13 protein-coding genes and 1 tRNA gene are annotated in these 15,048 nt (G+C 67.5%); 10 read left to right on the top strand and 4 right to left on the bottom strand.

Annotated elements, in window-relative coordinates; translation table 11 throughout:
• Nucleotides 1-89 precede the first annotated feature (89 nt).
• Nucleotides 90-947: a thioredoxin gene (gene trxA, locus V9K91_RS07270; protein ID WP_068853552.1), complete on the bottom strand. Its 858-nt coding sequence runs from the start codon at nucleotides 945-947 to the stop codon at nucleotides 90-92.
• A gap of 120 nt (nucleotides 948-1,067) precedes the next feature.
• On the opposite strand from trxA, the gene V9K91_RS07265 reads away from it, so the two are divergent.
• The 8 genes from V9K91_RS07265 (at nucleotide 1,068) to V9K91_RS07230 (ending at nucleotide 8,138) form a co-directional block, all read left to right on the top strand.
• Nucleotides 1,068-1,679: a DUF998 domain-containing protein gene (locus tag V9K91_RS07265; protein WP_210130789.1), complete on the top strand. Its 612-nt coding sequence runs from the start codon at nucleotides 1,068-1,070 to the stop codon at nucleotides 1,677-1,679.
• Nucleotides 1,680-1,869: 190 nt separating this feature from the next.
• Nucleotides 1,870-4,509, top strand: a complete 2,640-nt coding sequence (gene leuS, locus V9K91_RS07260; protein WP_249832879.1) for a leucine--tRNA ligase — start codon at nucleotides 1,870-1,872, stop codon at nucleotides 4,507-4,509.
• A 96-nt stretch (nucleotides 4,510-4,605) separates the two neighbouring features.
• On the top strand, nucleotides 4,606-5,238 hold the full coding sequence (gene lptE / locus V9K91_RS07255) for an LPS assembly lipoprotein LptE (protein WP_093533421.1): 633 nt from the start codon (nucleotides 4,606-4,608) through the stop codon (nucleotides 5,236-5,238).
• A gap of 28 nt (nucleotides 5,239-5,266) precedes the next feature.
• A complete protein-coding gene (gene holA / locus V9K91_RS07250) occupies nucleotides 5,267-6,304 on the top strand; it encodes a DNA polymerase III subunit delta (protein WP_093533420.1) in 1,038 nt (345 codons plus the stop codon).
• A 5-nt stretch (nucleotides 6,305-6,309) separates the two neighbouring features.
• Nucleotides 6,310-6,975, top strand: coding sequence for a nicotinate-nucleotide adenylyltransferase (gene nadD, locus V9K91_RS07245; RefSeq protein ID WP_095363493.1), 666 nt, complete (start codon nucleotides 6,310-6,312; stop codon nucleotides 6,973-6,975).
• A gap of 97 nt (nucleotides 6,976-7,072) precedes the next feature.
• The gene (gene rsfS / locus V9K91_RS07240; RefSeq protein WP_068854726.1) at nucleotides 7,073-7,468 is read left to right on the top strand and encodes a ribosome silencing factor; all 396 of its coding nucleotides are present in this window, start codon (nucleotides 7,073-7,075) and stop codon (nucleotides 7,466-7,468) included.
• Between the two features lie 65 nt (nucleotides 7,469-7,533).
• Nucleotides 7,534-8,004, top strand: a complete 471-nt coding sequence (gene rlmH / locus V9K91_RS07235) for a 23S rRNA (pseudouridine(1915)-N(3))-methyltransferase RlmH (RefSeq protein ID WP_068853546.1) — start codon at nucleotides 7,534-7,536, stop codon at nucleotides 8,002-8,004.
• 57 nt (nucleotides 8,005-8,061) lie between these two features.
• Nucleotides 8,062-8,138, top strand: a tRNA-Asn gene (locus V9K91_RS07230).
• 103 nt (nucleotides 8,139-8,241) lie between these two features.
• Here the strand turns inward: V9K91_RS07230 and V9K91_RS07225 are convergent.
• From V9K91_RS07225 to V9K91_RS07215, 3 genes are all read right to left on the bottom strand, one after another.
• Nucleotides 8,242-11,070 (bottom strand): TonB-dependent receptor, encoded by a 2,829-nt coding sequence (locus tag V9K91_RS07225; RefSeq protein ID WP_095363492.1) that lies wholly within the window; start codon nucleotides 11,068-11,070, stop codon nucleotides 8,242-8,244.
• Nucleotides 11,071-11,253: 183 nt separating this feature from the next.
• Entirely contained in the window at nucleotides 11,254-11,910 is a 657-nt protein-coding gene (locus V9K91_RS07220; protein ID WP_095363491.1) for an energy transducer TonB, read from the bottom strand.
• 174 nt (nucleotides 11,911-12,084) lie between these two features.
• The gene (locus V9K91_RS07215; protein WP_068853543.1) at nucleotides 12,085-12,819 is read right to left on the bottom strand and encodes an SIMPL domain-containing protein; all 735 of its coding nucleotides are present in this window, start codon (nucleotides 12,817-12,819) and stop codon (nucleotides 12,085-12,087) included.
• Nucleotides 12,820-12,949: 130 nt separating this feature from the next.
• On the opposite strand from V9K91_RS07215, the gene V9K91_RS07210 reads away from it, so the two are divergent.
• The gene (locus tag V9K91_RS07210; protein ID WP_095363489.1) at nucleotides 12,950-13,531 is read left to right on the top strand and encodes a Maf-like protein; all 582 of its coding nucleotides are present in this window, start codon (nucleotides 12,950-12,952) and stop codon (nucleotides 13,529-13,531) included.
• Complete coding sequence (gene rng / locus V9K91_RS07205) at nucleotides 13,524-15,011, top strand: ribonuclease G (RefSeq protein ID WP_068853541.1); 1,488 nt, start codon at nucleotides 13,524-13,526, stop codon at nucleotides 15,009-15,011. Before V9K91_RS07210 ends, rng begins: the two co-directional genes overlap by 8 nt.
• The last annotated feature ends 37 nt before the right edge of the window (nucleotides 15,012-15,048 follow it).

Raw genomic sequence — 15,048 nt, 5'->3', positions numbered from 1 at the left:
CATCCCCCCGAATGGATCGCGGTCGAAAACTAGACCGCGATCACATTATTGACCGCTGCCGGTGCAGGGATTCTGAACGGCGGACGCGCTCAGAACAGCAGCGCGGCCATCGAACGGCGGTAGCGACCGACCAGCGCGGCGTCGTCGATGACCTTGAAGGCATCGATCAGCAGTCTGCGCGGCAGGTTGTCACTGTAGCTGCCGTCTTTCCGCAACATGGCCAGGAACTGCTCCAGCGCGGCTTCGTCTTCACCGCCCAGCAGCTGCTGCACGCCGCGCAGGTGGCGGGCCTGCAGGTCGCCGCCATCGGCCGCGATGCGCGCGTCCAGCTGCTCCGGTGCCGGGGCGTCCTGCAGGGCCTTGGCGAAATCCAGGCGGGCGCGGGCGCGCACGGCGCGGTCGTCGGTGGACAGGTTGGCCGGCAGGGCATCGATCAACGCGCTGGCTTCGGTGGTGCCGCCGGTCTGCAGCAGGGCCAGGGCCAGGTCGAGCTTGAGCTCCTCCTTGTCCGGCTCGGCGGCGATGCCGGCGCGCAGCACGTCCACGCGGGCCTGCGGGTCCAGGGGTGCGGGCTCATCAGCCGCAGCTTCCGGAGCTTCGGCGGGGCTGATGCCGTGCTGGGTGAGGAACTCGCGCAGCTGGCCTTCGGGGATCGCACCGGGGAAGCCATCCACCAGCTGGCCGCCCTTGACCAGGAACACGGTGGGCACCGAGCGGATCTGGAAGGCCGCCGCGATCTGCTGCTCCTTGTCCACGTCGACCTTGGCCAGCTCGAACGCGCCGTTGTACTCGCCGGCCAGCTTTTCCAGCATCGGGCCCAGGGTCTTGCAGGGCTCGCACCAGGTGGCCCAGAAATCGACCAGTACCGGGGTCTGCAGCGACTTCTGCAGCACCTGTGCTTCGAAGGTTTCGGTGGTGGCGTCAAAGACGTGGGGCAGTTCGCTCATGGTCGGAAGATCAACGATAAAGATGTACGCAGTGTATGGTGCCGGCGATATCGAGAAGCAACCCCAATCGGTCGGCGTTGCCCTATAGGCGATGGCGCCACGCTGGCGGAGAATGGCCGCATGAAGACACTGCAACGTTTCGATCCACTGCTGGGCGCCCTGGCTGCGGTGCTGTTCCTGGCCTCGGTGCTGGGCTTTGGCGCGCTACTGCCGGGCTACCTGCCACTGGGGCACCCGGTGGCGCTGCTGGGTGCGACCGGGGTGCCGCACGCGGTGGCCTTCGACCTGCTTGGCTTCGTGTTGCCCGGGCTGCTGGCCGCGGTGGTGGCCGTGCGCCTGCTGGCGCGGGTGCCGGTCACCGCGCCGTGGACGATGCGGGTGGGCGGGCAGATGCTGGTGTTGTCCGGGCTGGCCTTCGCCGCGATGGGCGTGCTGCCGTTGGATCCCACCGACATCCAGAGCCCGGCCAGCCAGTTCCACGCCAGCGCGTGGATGGTCTGGGTGCTTGCGTTCGTGCCGGGCGCACTGATGGCCGGCTTCGGAGCGCGGCGCCTGCCGGGCTGGGGGCGGCTGGCGGCACTGCACGTGTCTGCGGGACTGGCCGTACTGGTGGGTGCCTTCGTGCTGCAGGCGGTCATTCCGGCGCCGGTCGCGCAGCGCGTAGCCTTCGTTGCCTGGGCGGTGTGGCTGGCGGCGGCGCTGCCAGTGGCCAGCAAGGTCCGCCACGACTGAACTGGCGGATTCGGCCGCAATCCACGCGGGTGCGCGCGCGGGATGACCGTTGTAGATAATCCGGAAATGGGTAATTCCTTGATTTATCAACGGGATGCCATTCCAGTCCCGTATCCGTAGCGTCGATGATTGGAGCCCTTTGCCGCACTGCGGTACGCTGTGCCGCTTTGCCGCCGCAACTGTGTTTTCCATGACCAGCGTCGAACCCAACGTATACGATCCGCAGCAGGTTGAATCCGCCGCCCAGAAGTTCTGGGACGCCACGCGCGCCTTCGAGGTGAGCGAGGCCTCGGACAAGCCGAAGTACTACTGCCTTTCGATGCTGCCGTACCCGTCGGGCGCGCTGCACATGGGCCATGTGCGCAACTACACCATTGGCGATGTGATCAGCCGCTACAAGCGGATGACCGGGCACAACGTGCTGCAGCCGATGGGTTGGGATGCCTTCGGCCTGCCGGCCGAGAACGCGGCGATCAAGAACAAGACCGCGCCGGCCAAGTGGACCTACGCCAACATCGAACACATGCGTGGGCAGTTCAAGTCGATGGGCTACGCGATCGACTGGTCGCGCGAGTTCGCCACCTGCACGCCCGAATACTACGTGCACGAACAGCGCATGTTCACCCGGCTGATGCGCAAGGGCTTGGCCTACCGCCGCAACGCGGTGGTGAACTGGGACCCGGTCGACCAGACCGTGCTGGCCAATGAGCAGGTCATCGACGGCCGTGGCTGGCGCTCCGGCGCGCTGGTGGAGAAGCGCGAGATTCCGCAGTGGTTCCTGCGCATCACCGATTACGCCCAGGAACTGCTGGACGGCCTGGATGAACTGCCGGGCTGGCCGGAATCGGTCAAGACCATGCAGCGCAACTGGATCGGCCGCTCCGAAGGGCTGGAGATCCAGTTCGACGTGCGCGATGCCGACGGCAGCGCGCTGGATTCGGTGCGCGTGTTCACCACCCGCCCGGACACGGTGATGGGCGTTACCTTCGTGTCGATCGCAGGCGAGCATCCGCTGGCCCTGCATGCGGCGAAGTCGAACCCGGCGCTGGCCGCGCTGCTGGCCGAGATGAAGCAGGGCGGCGTGTCCGAGGCTGAGCTGGAAACCCAGGAAAAGCGCGGCATGGACACCGGCCTGCGCGCGGTGCACCCGGTCACCGGCGCCCAGGTGCCGGTGTGGGTGGCCAACTTCGTGCTGATGGGCTACGGCACCGGCGCGGTCATGGCCGTTCCCGGGCACGACCAGCGCGACTTCGAATTCGCCAACAAGTACGACCTGCCGATCCGCCAGGTCATCGCGCTGAAGTCGCCGCGCAAGGACGAAACCGCCTACGACCCGCGCAACTGGCAGGACTGGTACGGCGACAAGACCCGCGAGACCGAGCTGGTCAATTCCGACGAATTCGATGGCCTGGATTTCCAGGGCGCCTTCGAGGCGCTGGCTGAACGCTTCGAGCGCAAGGCCCAGGGCCAGCGCCGGGTGAACTACCGCCTGCGCGACTGGGGCGTGAGCCGCCAGCGTTACTGGGGTTGCCCGATTCCGGTGATCTACTGCCCCAAGTGCGGCGCGTTGCCGGTGCCGGAAGAACAGCTGCCGGTGGTACTGCCGGAAGACGTCAACTTCGTCGGCACCGGTTCGCCGATCAAGGCCGATCCGGAATGGCGCAAGACCACCTGCCCCGATTGCGGTGGCGCTGCCGAGCGCGAGACCGATACCTTCGATACCTTCATGGAATCTAGCTGGTATTACGCCCGCTACACCTCCCCGGGTGCCCGTGACGCGGTGGACAAGCGCGGCAACTACTGGCTGCCGGTGGACCAGTACATCGGTGGCATCGAACACGCGATCCTGCACCTGATGTACTTCCGTTTCTTCCACAAGCTGCTGCGCGATGCGCGCATGGTGGACAGCAACGAGCCGGCGCAGAACCTGCTGTGCCAGGGCATGGTCATCGCCGATACCTACTTCCGCCAGAACCCGGACGGGTCCAAGGACTGGATCAACCCGGCCGACGTGGACGTGCGGCGCGACGAGCGTGGCCGCGTCACCGGCGCGGTGCTGATCGCCGATGGCCAGCCGGTGGAGATCGGCGGCACCGAGAAGATGTCCAAGTCCAAGAACAATGGCGTGGACCCGCAGGCCATGGTGAGCCGCTACGGCGCCGACACCGTGCGCCTGTTCTCGATGTTCGCCGCACCGCCGGAACAGTCGCTGGAGTGGAACGAAGCGGGTGTGGACGGCATGGCGCGCTTCCTGCGCCGGCTGTGGACGCAGGTGCAGAAGCATGCGGACGAGGGGATTGCCCCGGCGCTGGACCTGGCGGCGCTGACCGCCGAACAGAAGGCGCTGCGCCGCAAGACCCACGAAACCATCGGCAAGGTCGGCGACGACTACGGCCGCCGCCACAGCTTCAACACCGCCATCGCCGCGGTGATGGAGCTGATGAACGCGCTGGCCAGGTTCGATGACAGCTCCGACCAGGGCCGTGCGGTCCGCCAGGAAGCGCTGCAGGCCACCGTGCTGCTGCTCAACCCGATCACCCCGCATGCCAGCCATGCGTTGTGGCAGCTGCTGGGCCATGGCGAAACGCTGCTGGAAGACCAGCCGTTCCCGCAGGCCGATGCCGGCGCGCTGGTGCGTGATGCGGTGACCCTGGCCGTGCAGGTCAATGGCAAGCTGCGTGGCACCATCGAGGTGGCTGCCGATGCCGCGCGCGACCAGATCGAGGCACTGGGCCTGGCCGAGCCGAATGCGGCGAAGTTCCTGGACGGGCTGACCGTGCGCAAGATCATCATCGTGCCGGGCAAGATCGTGAACATCGTGGCGGGGTAAGCCCCGCTCTACGTGCTTCGTTCACGCAGGGTCGGGCATCGTATCGGCATCCATTTTTCTGTTGCCGGCTTCGCCCGGCTCCTCCAGACTGTGAACATGACCCGATTCCTGCTTGCCCTTGTTCTTACCGCTACCCTCGCCGGCTGTGGCTTCCACCTGCGCAACAAGCTGATGCTGCCGGCCGATACGGCGGCGGTGAAGGTGGTCTCCACGGCGCCCTACAGCGAACTGGCCAAGCTGCTCCGGCGTGGCCTGCAGGCATCGGGCGCGACGCTTGCCGACGCCGACAGCAAGGAACCGGCCGCGCAGCTGCAGGTGTTGTCCGAGCGTTGGGGCGACCTGCCCATCGCGATCGATGCCCAGGGCCGCGCACAGGAGTTCAGCCTCCGCTACGCGGTGATCTTCGTGTTCCGTCGCGAAGACGGCAGCGACCTGGTCCCGCAGCAGGTCATCGAGCTGTCGCGCGACTACGTCTCGCCGCCGACCGATTCCACCGGTACCACCACCGAACGCGAGATCCTGGCCGACGAGCTGCGCCGTGAGATGTCGGCGTCGATCATGCGCCGCATTGACAGTGTTGTGCGTGCCGAGCTGGAGCGCGGGCGGCTCAACCCGCCGGCCAAGCCGACCGCCGATCCGGCAGCGGCGCCTGCCGGCGTGCCGTCGACCACGCCGTCGACCACGCCTCCGGCCGCAGTGCCGGCCGTCAAGCCGCCGCAGGGCGGCTGACCGGCCCGCCTGGCGGACCGGCCGCACGATGGAACTGCGCCCCGAACAGCTTGCCAGCCAGCCGGCCAGCCAGGCCCTGGCGCCGGTGTACCTGATTGCCGGGCCGGAAACGCTGCGCGTGCTGGAAGCGGCCGATGCAGTGCGTGCGCGGGCCCGCGCCGACGGCATCAGCGAACGCGAAGTGTTCGATGCCGACGGCCGCGATTTCGACTGGAACCAGCTCGACGCCACCTTCAATGCCCCCAGCCTGTTCAGTGCGCGCCGGCTGGTGGAGCTGCGCCTGCCGACCGGCAAGCCGGGCAAGGAGGGTGGGGAGGTCATCAGCCAGTTCTGCGCCAACCCGGCGCCGGACGTGATCCTGCTGATCACCTGCAACGAATGGAGCAAGGCGCACCAGGGCAAGTGGGCCGAGGCGGTGAGCCGCGTCGGCGTGCTGTCGGTGGCCTGGGCGATCAAGCCGCACGAGCTGCCGGACTGGATCGAACGCCGCCTGCGCCAGCAGGGCCTGCGCGCGGACCCGGCCGCCGTGCAGCGGCTGGCCGAGCGGGTGGAGGGCAACCTGCTGGCGGCCGCGCAGGAAATCGACAAGCTGGCGCTGCTGGCCAGTGGCCAGACCTTGGATGTGGACACCATGGAATCGCTGGTGGCCGACGCCGCCCGCTACGACGTGTTCCGCCTGCTGGAAGCCACGTTCTCCGGGCAACCGGCGGCGGTGCTGCGCATGCTGGCCGGGCTGCGCGGCGAAGGCGAGGCGGTGGCCGCGCTGATGCCGATGGTGATCCGCGAGATGCTGTCCACCGCCGCGCTGGCCAGGGTGCAGGCGCGCGGTGGCAACCTGGCGGCCGAAATGAAGAGCCGCGGCATCTGGGAATCGCGCCAGGCGCCGTTCAAACGCGCGCTGCAGCGGCACCCGGAAGCCAAACGCTGGGAGCGCTTCGTCGCTGAGGCCGGGCTGGTGGACCGCATGGCCAAGGGGCGCGCCGACGGCGATGCGTGGCTGGGCCTGGAGCGGCTGCTGGTGGCCGTGGCCGAAGCGCGCGCGGTACGCCTGCTCGCGCGCGCCTGAGCCCCGTGGGCCTGCGCATCCATTACGGTGGAACCTTCGACCCCGTGCACCTGGGGCACCTGGCCATCGCGCGGGCGGCGCGCGACCAGTTGCAGGTCGCAGTGCGCCTGCTGCCGGCGGCCGATCCGCCGCACCGGCAGGCCCCCGGTGCGAATGCCGCCCAGCGGGCGGAGATGCTGGCGCTGGCGATCGGCGATGAGCCGGGACTGCTGCTGGACCGGCGCGAGCTGGAACGCGCCCAGCGCCAGCCGGCGACCCCTTCCTACACCGTCGACACGCTGCGCGAGCTGCGTGCCGAGTTGGGCGCGCGCCAGCCCATCGCCTGGCTGGTAGGCGCCGACAGCCTGCTGGGCCTGCCCAGCTGGCACCAGTGGGAGGACCTGTTCGAGCTGGCGCACTTCATCGTGGCCGACCGCCCGGGAAGCTCGCTGGAGCAGGCCCTGCCGGCCCCGCTGCAGCAGGCGCTGGAGGGGCGTTGGGCAGACACCGACAAGGCGCTGTTCAGCGCCCCCGCAGGGCGAGTGTTGCGCCTGCACGCCCCGCTGCGCAACGAATCCGCCACGGCCGTGCGGGAGCGGATCGCCGCCGACGGGGACTGGCGCGGGCTCCTGCCACCGCCGGTCGCCGATTACATCGCCCGCCATGGCCTGTACGGGGTCCCTACGCCGTGAACACGTTCAGCTCCTCCGCCCCGTATAATCGGCCCCACATTTATCGAGTCTCCCTGCTTTGAGCGACCAAGCCCAGCCCCAGACCATCAAGGTCACCATGCCGAACCCGGCACCGTCCACCCAGCAGCTGCTGGAGTGCGTGCGCCAGGCCACCGAAGAACTGAAGGCCAGGGACGTGGTCGAGATCGACGTGATCGGCAAGTCCAGCGTCACCGATTTCATGGTGATCGCCTCGGGCACCTCCAGCCGCCACGTCAAGTCGATTGCCGACGAAGTGGTCAAGTTCGCCAAGAACCTCGGCATGATGCCGCTGGGCGTGGAAGGCGAGCGCGAAGCCGAGTGGGTGCTGGTTGACCTGGGCGACGTGCTGGTGCATGTGATGCTGCCGCGCGTGCGCGAGTTCTACGCGCTGGAGCGCCTGTGGACGGTGGGCGACCAGCCGCCGAGCCTGCTCGACGAGGGCGACGAAGAAGACGACTACGCTGCGCGCTGAGCGTTGCGCACGTGGTGACGACAACGGCGCCGGGTGGCGCCGTTGTCATTTGAAGGAGCATGACGATGAAAGCCAGGCTGATCGCCACCGGTGAACGCGCGCCCAGCTGGGTGGCGCAGGGTTTTGCCGAGTACCAGAAGCGGCTCTCGCACTGGTTGCCGTTCGAGCTGGTGGAAATCGAGCCGGGCCTGCGTGGCAAGGGACGCGATGCGCGTCGCGCCACCGAGGACGAAGGCAAGCGGGTGATCGCCGCGCTGCCCAAGAACGCGTATGTGGTGGCGCTGGATGTACCGGGGAAGCAACTCAGCTCCGAGCAGCTGGCGCAGCGCCTGGAGCACTGGCGCGGGCAGGGCAGGGACCTGGCGTTCCTGATTGGCGGCCCGGAAGGGCATTCGCCGGAGGTATCGGCGCTGGCCGACGAGAAGTGGTCGATCGGCCCGCTCACCCTGCCGCACATGCTGGTGCGGCTGGTGGTGGCCGAACAGCTGTATCGCGCAGCGGCGATGCTGGCCAACCATCCGTATCACCGCGCGTGAAGAAATTCTGCGCAGACGGGTTACAAGCTGCGAAAAACTGGTTACAATTTGCACCCCGCCCGAATAGCTCAGCCGGTTAGAGCACTTGACTGTTAATCAGGGGGTCGTTGGTTCGAGTCCAACTTCGGGCGCCAAGTTTTAACAGCCTCGCAGCGATGCGAGGCTTTTTTTTGCCTGTGACCCATGAACGAAGAAGCCCGGGCAATGCCCGGGCTTTTCGTTTCACACCAGCATGGATCAGTTAAAGGTGTACTTCGCACCCACCGTGAAGTAACGGCCGATCGCGCCACTGAAGTGCAGCGGGTTGTAGTTCACCCCGCCGTAGGTGGTCGGGTCGAGCGGGGCAGTGCGGTCGAACACGTTCTGCACCGAGGCGTTCAGTTCGAACGCGTCGGTGATGTTGTAGCGACCGGACAGGTCGAACGTGGTGAACGAGGAGATCTTCTCCACCGGCGTGCCATCGGCATAGAACGCGAGGTAATCGCCACCGCGGCGGTCCTTGTTCTCCAGGCTGCTGATGTAGTTGACCACGCCGCTCACGCTCCACGCATCCTGCTTCCAGGTGGTGCCGAAGTTGATGCGGTCTTCGGGCGTGCCGATGCAGTTGGTCACGTCGCAGTTGCCGTGCGTGCCCACGTAATCGACCGTGTTGTCACCTTCAGTACGTTCGAACTTCAGCACGTGGCTCCACTGCAGGTCCATCTCCAGCTGGCCCGGGCCGACGTCGAAGGTCTGGCGGATATCGGTATCGATACCGCGCACCCGCGACGAGTTGGCGTTCACGTAGGCGGTATTCACCGCCAGGATGGTGCCGGTGCCGGGAATGCCGTTGATCAGGTCGGTGTCGCGCAGCACGCTGCCCGCTGCGATCGCGTCGGCGGTGCTGCCCTGCGCGATCTCATTGGTGCGCTTGATTTCCCATGCATCCACCGTCAATGACGTGGTCGAGGTCGGCTGCAGCACGATGCCGAACGAGTAGCTCTTGGACTCTTCCGGTTTCAGGTCCGGGTTCGGGCTGGTGATGATGGCCACCGGGCGCGCACCGCAATTGGTGGTCACGCTATCCGGCGGGCTGACAGCGCAGCGCACGGGATCGCGTGCGGTGGAGAACGCCGCCAGGCCGCCGTCGCCGTTTTCGGCAGGATTCGGCGCGCGGAAGCCTTCCGCGTAGGTGGCACGCAGCGCCACCCAGTCCACCGGGGTCCACTTCACGCCAAACTTCGGAGTGGCCTTGCCCTCGCCGCTTTCATATTTGTCGTAACGCACGGCACCCGACAATTCCAACTGCTCCAGCACCGGCGCGGACAATTCCACATAGCCGGCATAGACATTCTGGGTACCGTCATAGGCCGAGTAACCCAGGCCGATGATGTCGCCCTCGTCGGTGTAGGTCTGCGGGGTCAGGCTGTTGCTGGTCTTGCGCCATTCGGTACCGATCGCCAAGCCGAGCGGGCCGCCCTTGAGGTCCATCAGGCTGCGCGAGACGGTGAAATCGAACATGTCCAGGCTGGATTTGGCGTTGGCCTGGATCTGCGGCGAAATGTAGTCGTACAGCGCCTGCGAGTTCTGGCCGGCGTTGTCACCGATGCGCCAGACCCCGCCCGCGCAGGCCGGGTCGCCCAGCGCGCATTGCACGGCGCTGTAGCGCAGGAAGCCGTCACGCTTGTTGACCAGGTTGGTGCTCGAGTGTAGGTAGGCCGTGTCATAGCCCCACTCGCCCCAGTTGCCCTTGGTGCCCACAAGGAAGCGGATGAACTCGTTGGTGTTGGTGGTCACGCGCGGGCCGACGTCCCAGGCCGAATAACGCAGGCGCGATGCCTGCCCGGGGATCGGGTTGTCCGGATGGGTCGGTCCTAGCACGGTGGCGTCCGGGCCACTGTTGGCGTTGACGGGGCCCAGCGGGTAGCCCCAGCTGCCGGACACGCCGGACGGCGTGTTGCTGAAGACCGTTTCCTTCTTCGAGTAGCCGATTTCGGTGTAGATTTCGCCGCCTTCGCCGTAGGCGAAACTGGCGCGGCCGAACACGTTGACGTATTCCTCCTTCGGGCTCAGGTCGCGGTAAAGCTGGGCCGGGTTCCACAGGCAGCCGTCTTCGGCGATGGACGCGGCGGTCTGCCCGGGAATGGTGGTCAGGCCTTCGCAGCCCGGCAAGGGAACCAGAAACGCCGGACTGGTGGCGGTCACGGCACGGTCATCGAACACCGAGCCGTTGGGACCGGCGCCGCCGCTGGTGCCGCCACCGAGGAATGCGCCGCCCAGGAATTGCGAATCCGGCGCGGAGATGCCCCACCGACGCAGGTCACCAGTGCCGATCCACTCCCGGTCCTTGCGGTCGCTGATCTTGATCGCATCGGTCTTGCCGACGTCCAGGCTGAAGAACGCGTTCCAGCCGTCGGTGGCGATATCGCCTGTACCGGCGGTCAAGGTGGCTTTTTTGGCGTCGCCGTCGCTGTCGCCGGACAGGCCGTACGAACCGCGCAGGATCACGCCTTCGAAATCGCTGCGCAGGATGATGTTGACCACGCCGGCGATGGCGTCGGAGCCGTAGATCGCCGACGCGCCATCCTTGAGCACTTCCACACGCTCGACTGCGTCCAGCGGGATGGTGCTCAGGTCGGTGAAGACCTTCTGGCCGTCATCGGCCAGGCCGTAGGTGGCCATGCGGCGGCCGTTCAACAGCACCAGCGTGGAGCCGGCACCCAGGCCGCGCAGCGAGATGCCCGCGCCGCCGCCGGCAAAGCCGTTGCCGAAGGTCTTGGGAATGGAGCCGGCGCCGTCGGAGGTGAGCGTCTGCAGGTACTCGGCCACGGTGGTCTTGCCGCTGCGGTCGATGTCCTGGCGCGTCACTACCTGCACGGGCGAGGGGGTTTCAGTGTTGGTGCGGGGAATATTCGACCCGGTGACCGTGATGCGGTCCAGGTTGGTGGCCTGGTCCTGGGCCAGGGCCGAGGAGGAGGCGAAGGCGCCGGCCAGCAGCAGCACGCCGCCAGCAAGGGCCGAAGAAATGGAGTGGGCAAGCGGGTTGCGACGATTGCCGCTGTAACGTTGTTGGATCGGGTGTTTCACAGCTTCTCTCCTGACTGGACAACCTGGGGTCTGGGCTGGGGCGCCGTCAACGGATTGACGCGTCGGCGCCAATCTAGGTTTCCAACAGGTGACGTAAACGTGAAAAATTGCTTAATTCGCGCAATTGGTGACGGCGGTCAAAGAAGTGCGGGGCCCCGGGTTCGGGACCCCGCATCCCTGACGTTACTGCGGCAGCGAGAAGCTCACCGGGACCAGGCCCACGGCCGGCACGGCCTGCCCGTTGACCTGGGCCGGCACGAAGCGCCAGTTGCGCAGCACCTGCTGCCGCGCAGCATGGTCCAGCGCCCGCGAACCACTGCTGCGTTCGATGGAGACGGAGGTCGGCTTGCCGTCGGCGTCGACCTGCACCCGCAGGGTAACCGTCCCCTGCTCCCCGGCCCGGATGGCGGCGATCGGGTAGCTCGGCGGCGGTGCGGTGCGGTACTGCAGCTGCGCGCCGTCACCGGAAGCCGCCGGCGCCGGCTCGACCGGCGCCAGGGTCGGCGTCTGTACGTCGCTGGCCGGCAGAGGCGGCACGGCCAGTACGTCGTCCGCGCTGGCGGTGGGCAGCGGCAGCGGGGCCACGCGCGGGGTCGTGGTCGGCGCACGCACCGGCACCGGTTCCTGTGGGGGGATCGGCAGCGGCGGCTCCGGTTGCGGCACCGGTGGGGCGATCAGGTTCACCACCGTCCGCTCGCGGGGCAGCGGGGCAGCCACGTAGGCGGCGGGAATCAGCAGCAGCATCAGGGCGAGCAGGTGCAGGGCCAGCGCGGTGCTCCAGCCAAGCACGCGCGGGACGTCGATTTGCAGCGGGACCACCGGGGGATGCGTACGGACCATGCGCCACTCTCCTTGCCAGATGTGCGTGCGGGAACATCAACGTGCAGGGGCCGGGGCCCCGCAATGACAGCAATACCCGAGGCCGGCACGGGCCGGAAGTCAGGGGGCGCCAGGATGTTTGGCTGACAGTCAGGAATGCGCCGGCCAACGGCCGGCGCTACCGCCAGGCGCGGCTTACCGCCCCAGGTCGAACACCACGTCCAGGTTGACCGACACCGTCGATTCGCCCGGCGACACCGGGGTGGAAACATCGGCGGCCATCGGCGCGGCCGCGGCGCGCATCATCACCGGCCGGAAGTTGCCGCCGCCGCTTTCGGAGATGCTGACGATGCGGCGCACGCGCAGGCCCAGCGACTTGGCGTACGTCTCGGCGCGGGCCTGGGCCTTCTTCAGTGCGGCCAGGCGGGCTTCGTCATAGACCGGTTCGGGCTGGTCGATCTCGAACTGCGGGCCGTTGATCTGGTTGGCGCCCTGTGCGGCCAGTGCGTCGAGTACCTTGCCCAGCTTGGCGATGTCGCGCACCTTCAGGCTGACGGTATTGCTGGCCTGGTAGCCGGTGATCTTCGGCGCTTCATTTTCGGCGTAGCGGTACTGCGGGCTGAGGTTGACCCCGCTGGTCTGCACGTCGCGCTCGGCGATGCCGGCGGCCTTGATCGCGGCCAGCACCTTGACCATCTGTTCGGCGTTCTGGCGCATGGCCGTGTTGCCATCGGTGGCCTGGGTGACCACGCCGGCCGACAGCGTGGCCACGTCGGGCACGCGGCGGGCTTCGGCGTTGGCCGAGATGTTGAGCAGGGTGCTGTCGGCGGGGACGGCGATGGCGGGCGGGGTCTGGGCGTGGGCGGTCATCGAGGTTCCCAGGGCAAGGGACAGGGCAAGCAGCAGCGGGGACAGGGTCGGGCGGCGCATATGCATCTCCATGTGAAGGCGTTGAGGTTGGTGTCGGAGCGATGAACGTCTGGTGAGGTTTATCGGGGTTGATGACGATTCGGAGGCGTTGCTCGCGATTCAGACAGGGCCCGCAGGTTATGCTTCCGCGATGCTTTATCTCGCCTCTCGTTCGCCCCGACGAACCCAACTGCTGGCGCGCCTGGACCGACCGTTCCGCGCGCTGGACCTGGATGTGCCCGAAGTACGGGCCGTCGGGGAAACCGCCCAGGACTACGTGCAGCGCGTGGCCATCGACAAGGCCCGTGCCGGCTTGGCGCAGGTGGCCCACGACCCCGACGCGCTGGTGCTCGGCGCGGACACCGAAGTGGTGCTGGACGGCGAGGTGTTCGGCAAGCCGGTCGATGCCGCCGATGCCGCCGCCATGCTGCGCCGCTTGGCCGGCCGCACCCACCAGGTGATGACCGCGGCGGCGCTGGTCGCCGCCGGCGCCGAGCAGGCGGTGATGGTCGTGTCGGAGGTGAGTTTCATCGCGCTGGACGAGGCGGCCATTGCCGCCTACGTGGCCAGCGGCGAGCCGATGGGCAAGGCCGGGGCCTACGCCATCCAGGGCGGGGCCGAGCGTTACATCCGCCACCTGGCGGGAAGCTATTCGGGTGTCATGGGCTTGCCCCTGCAACAGACCGAGCAGTTGCTGCAGGCATTTGAATCGAAGGGAGTCGCCGGTGTCTGAAGAAATCCTGGTCAACGTCACCCCACGCGAGACCCGCGTGGCCGTCATCGAAAACGGCATGCTGCAGGAGCTGCACATCGAACGTGGCTGGCGCCGCGGGGTGGTGGGTAACATCTACAAGGGCAAGGTGCAGCGGGTGATGCCCGGCATGCAGGCGGCCTTCGTCGAGGTCGGGCTGGAGCGCGCCGCGTTCCTGCACGCCAACGACGTGGTACGGCCGGCCCCGGTGGCCAGCCCCGATACCGAGGGCACCACGCTGCCGCCGCCGTCGTCGGTGCCGATCGTGGAGCTGCTGCGCGACGGCCAGGACATCGTGGTGCAGGTGGTCAAGGACCCGATCGGCACCAAGGGCGCGCGCCTGACCACCCAGATCAGCATTCCCTCGCGTTACATGGTGCTGCTGCCGCAGTCCAAAGTGGTCGGGGTATCGGCGCGGATCGAGGACGAGGCCGAGCGTGCCCGGCTCAAGACGCTGGTCACCGAGCTGTCGGCCCAGCACGGCGGTTACGGCTACATCGTGCGCACCAACGCCGAAGGCCAGCCGGCCGAGGCGATTGCCGAAGACATCGCCTACCTGTCACGGGTCTGGAACGTGGTCGAGCGCCGTGGCCGCGAGGCGGCCCCGTGCAGCGTGATCTATGAAGACCTGAGCCTGCCGCTGCGTTCGGTGCGCGACCTGATCCGGAAGGACGTGGACAAGGTGAAGGTGGACTCCAAGGAGACCTTCACCCAGCTGCAGGCCTTCGTGGCCAAGTACATGCCGGTGCTGGCCGAGAAGCTGGAGCTGTACAGCGGCGACCGCCCGATCTTCGACATGTTCGGGGTGGAGGATGAGATCGGCCGCGCGCTGGACAAGCAGGTGCCGCTCAAATCCGGCGGCTACCTGGTGATCGACCAGACCGAGGCGATGACCACCATCGACGTCAACACCGGCTCGTTCCTGGGCCAGCGCAACCTGGAGGAAACGGTGTTCCGCACCAACCTCGAGGCCGCGCAGTCGGTGGCGCGCCAGCTGCGCCTGCGCAACCTCGGCGGGATCATCATCATCGACTTCATCGACATGGATGACGCCGAGCACCGCCGCCAGGTGCTGCGCACGCTGGAGAAGGCGCTGGCGCGCGACCATGCCAAGACCACGGTGTATGAGTTCTCGCCGCTGGGGCTGGTGGAAATGACCCGCAAGCGCACCGTGGAAAGCCTGGAGCGCCAGCTGTCCGAGCCGTGCCCGGAATGCAGCGGGCGCGGGTCGATCAAGACCGCGGAAACGGTCACCTACGAAATCTTCCGTGAGATCACCCGGGCCGTGCGCCAGTTCGATGCCGCACGCCTGCTGGTGATCGCCTCGTCCAAGGTCGTGGCGCGGATCACCGATGAGGAATCCTCGGCGGTGGCCGAACTGGAGGAATTCCTCGGCAAGTCGATCCGCTTCCAGGCCGACGAGCAGTACCTGCAGGAGCAGTTCGATGTCGTGCTGCTGTGACCTGAGCCGGCCCGCGCAGTGGTGCGCCGGCGCCTGC

This window comes from Stenotrophomonas sp. CCNWLW57, from assembly GCF_037203925.1.
Classification (GTDB): Bacteria; Pseudomonadota; Gammaproteobacteria; order Xanthomonadales; family Xanthomonadaceae; genus Stenotrophomonas; species Stenotrophomonas rhizophila_A.
Note: the sequence above shows the minus strand (reverse complement) of the source record. Positions and strands in the feature narration are given on the sequence as shown.

Coding starts and splice junctions, on each gene's coding strand:
- rsfS (WP_068854726.1), top strand. CDS start 7,073: ATGCCGAACCCGGCACCGTCCACCCAGCAGCTGCTGGAGTGCGTGCGC.
- trxA (WP_068853552.1), bottom strand. CDS start 947: ATGAGCGAACTGCCCCACGTCTTTGACGCCACCACCGAAACCTTCGAA.
- leuS (WP_249832879.1), top strand. CDS start 1,870: ATGACCAGCGTCGAACCCAACGTATACGATCCGCAGCAGGTTGAATCC.
- V9K91_RS07210 (WP_095363489.1), top strand. CDS start 12,950: ATGCTTTATCTCGCCTCTCGTTCGCCCCGACGAACCCAACTGCTGGCG.
- V9K91_RS07215 (WP_068853543.1), bottom strand. CDS start 12,819: ATGCGCCGCCCGACCCTGTCCCCGCTGCTGCTTGCCCTGTCCCTTGCC.
- holA (WP_093533420.1), top strand. CDS start 5,267: ATGGAACTGCGCCCCGAACAGCTTGCCAGCCAGCCGGCCAGCCAGGCC.
- lptE (WP_093533421.1), top strand. CDS start 4,606: ATGACCCGATTCCTGCTTGCCCTTGTTCTTACCGCTACCCTCGCCGGC.
- rlmH (WP_068853546.1), top strand. CDS start 7,534: ATGAAAGCCAGGCTGATCGCCACCGGTGAACGCGCGCCCAGCTGGGTG.
- V9K91_RS07220 (WP_095363491.1), bottom strand. CDS start 11,910: ATGGTCCGTACGCATCCCCCGGTGGTCCCGCTGCAAATCGACGTCCCG.
- V9K91_RS07265 (WP_210130789.1), top strand. CDS start 1,068: ATGAAGACACTGCAACGTTTCGATCCACTGCTGGGCGCCCTGGCTGCG.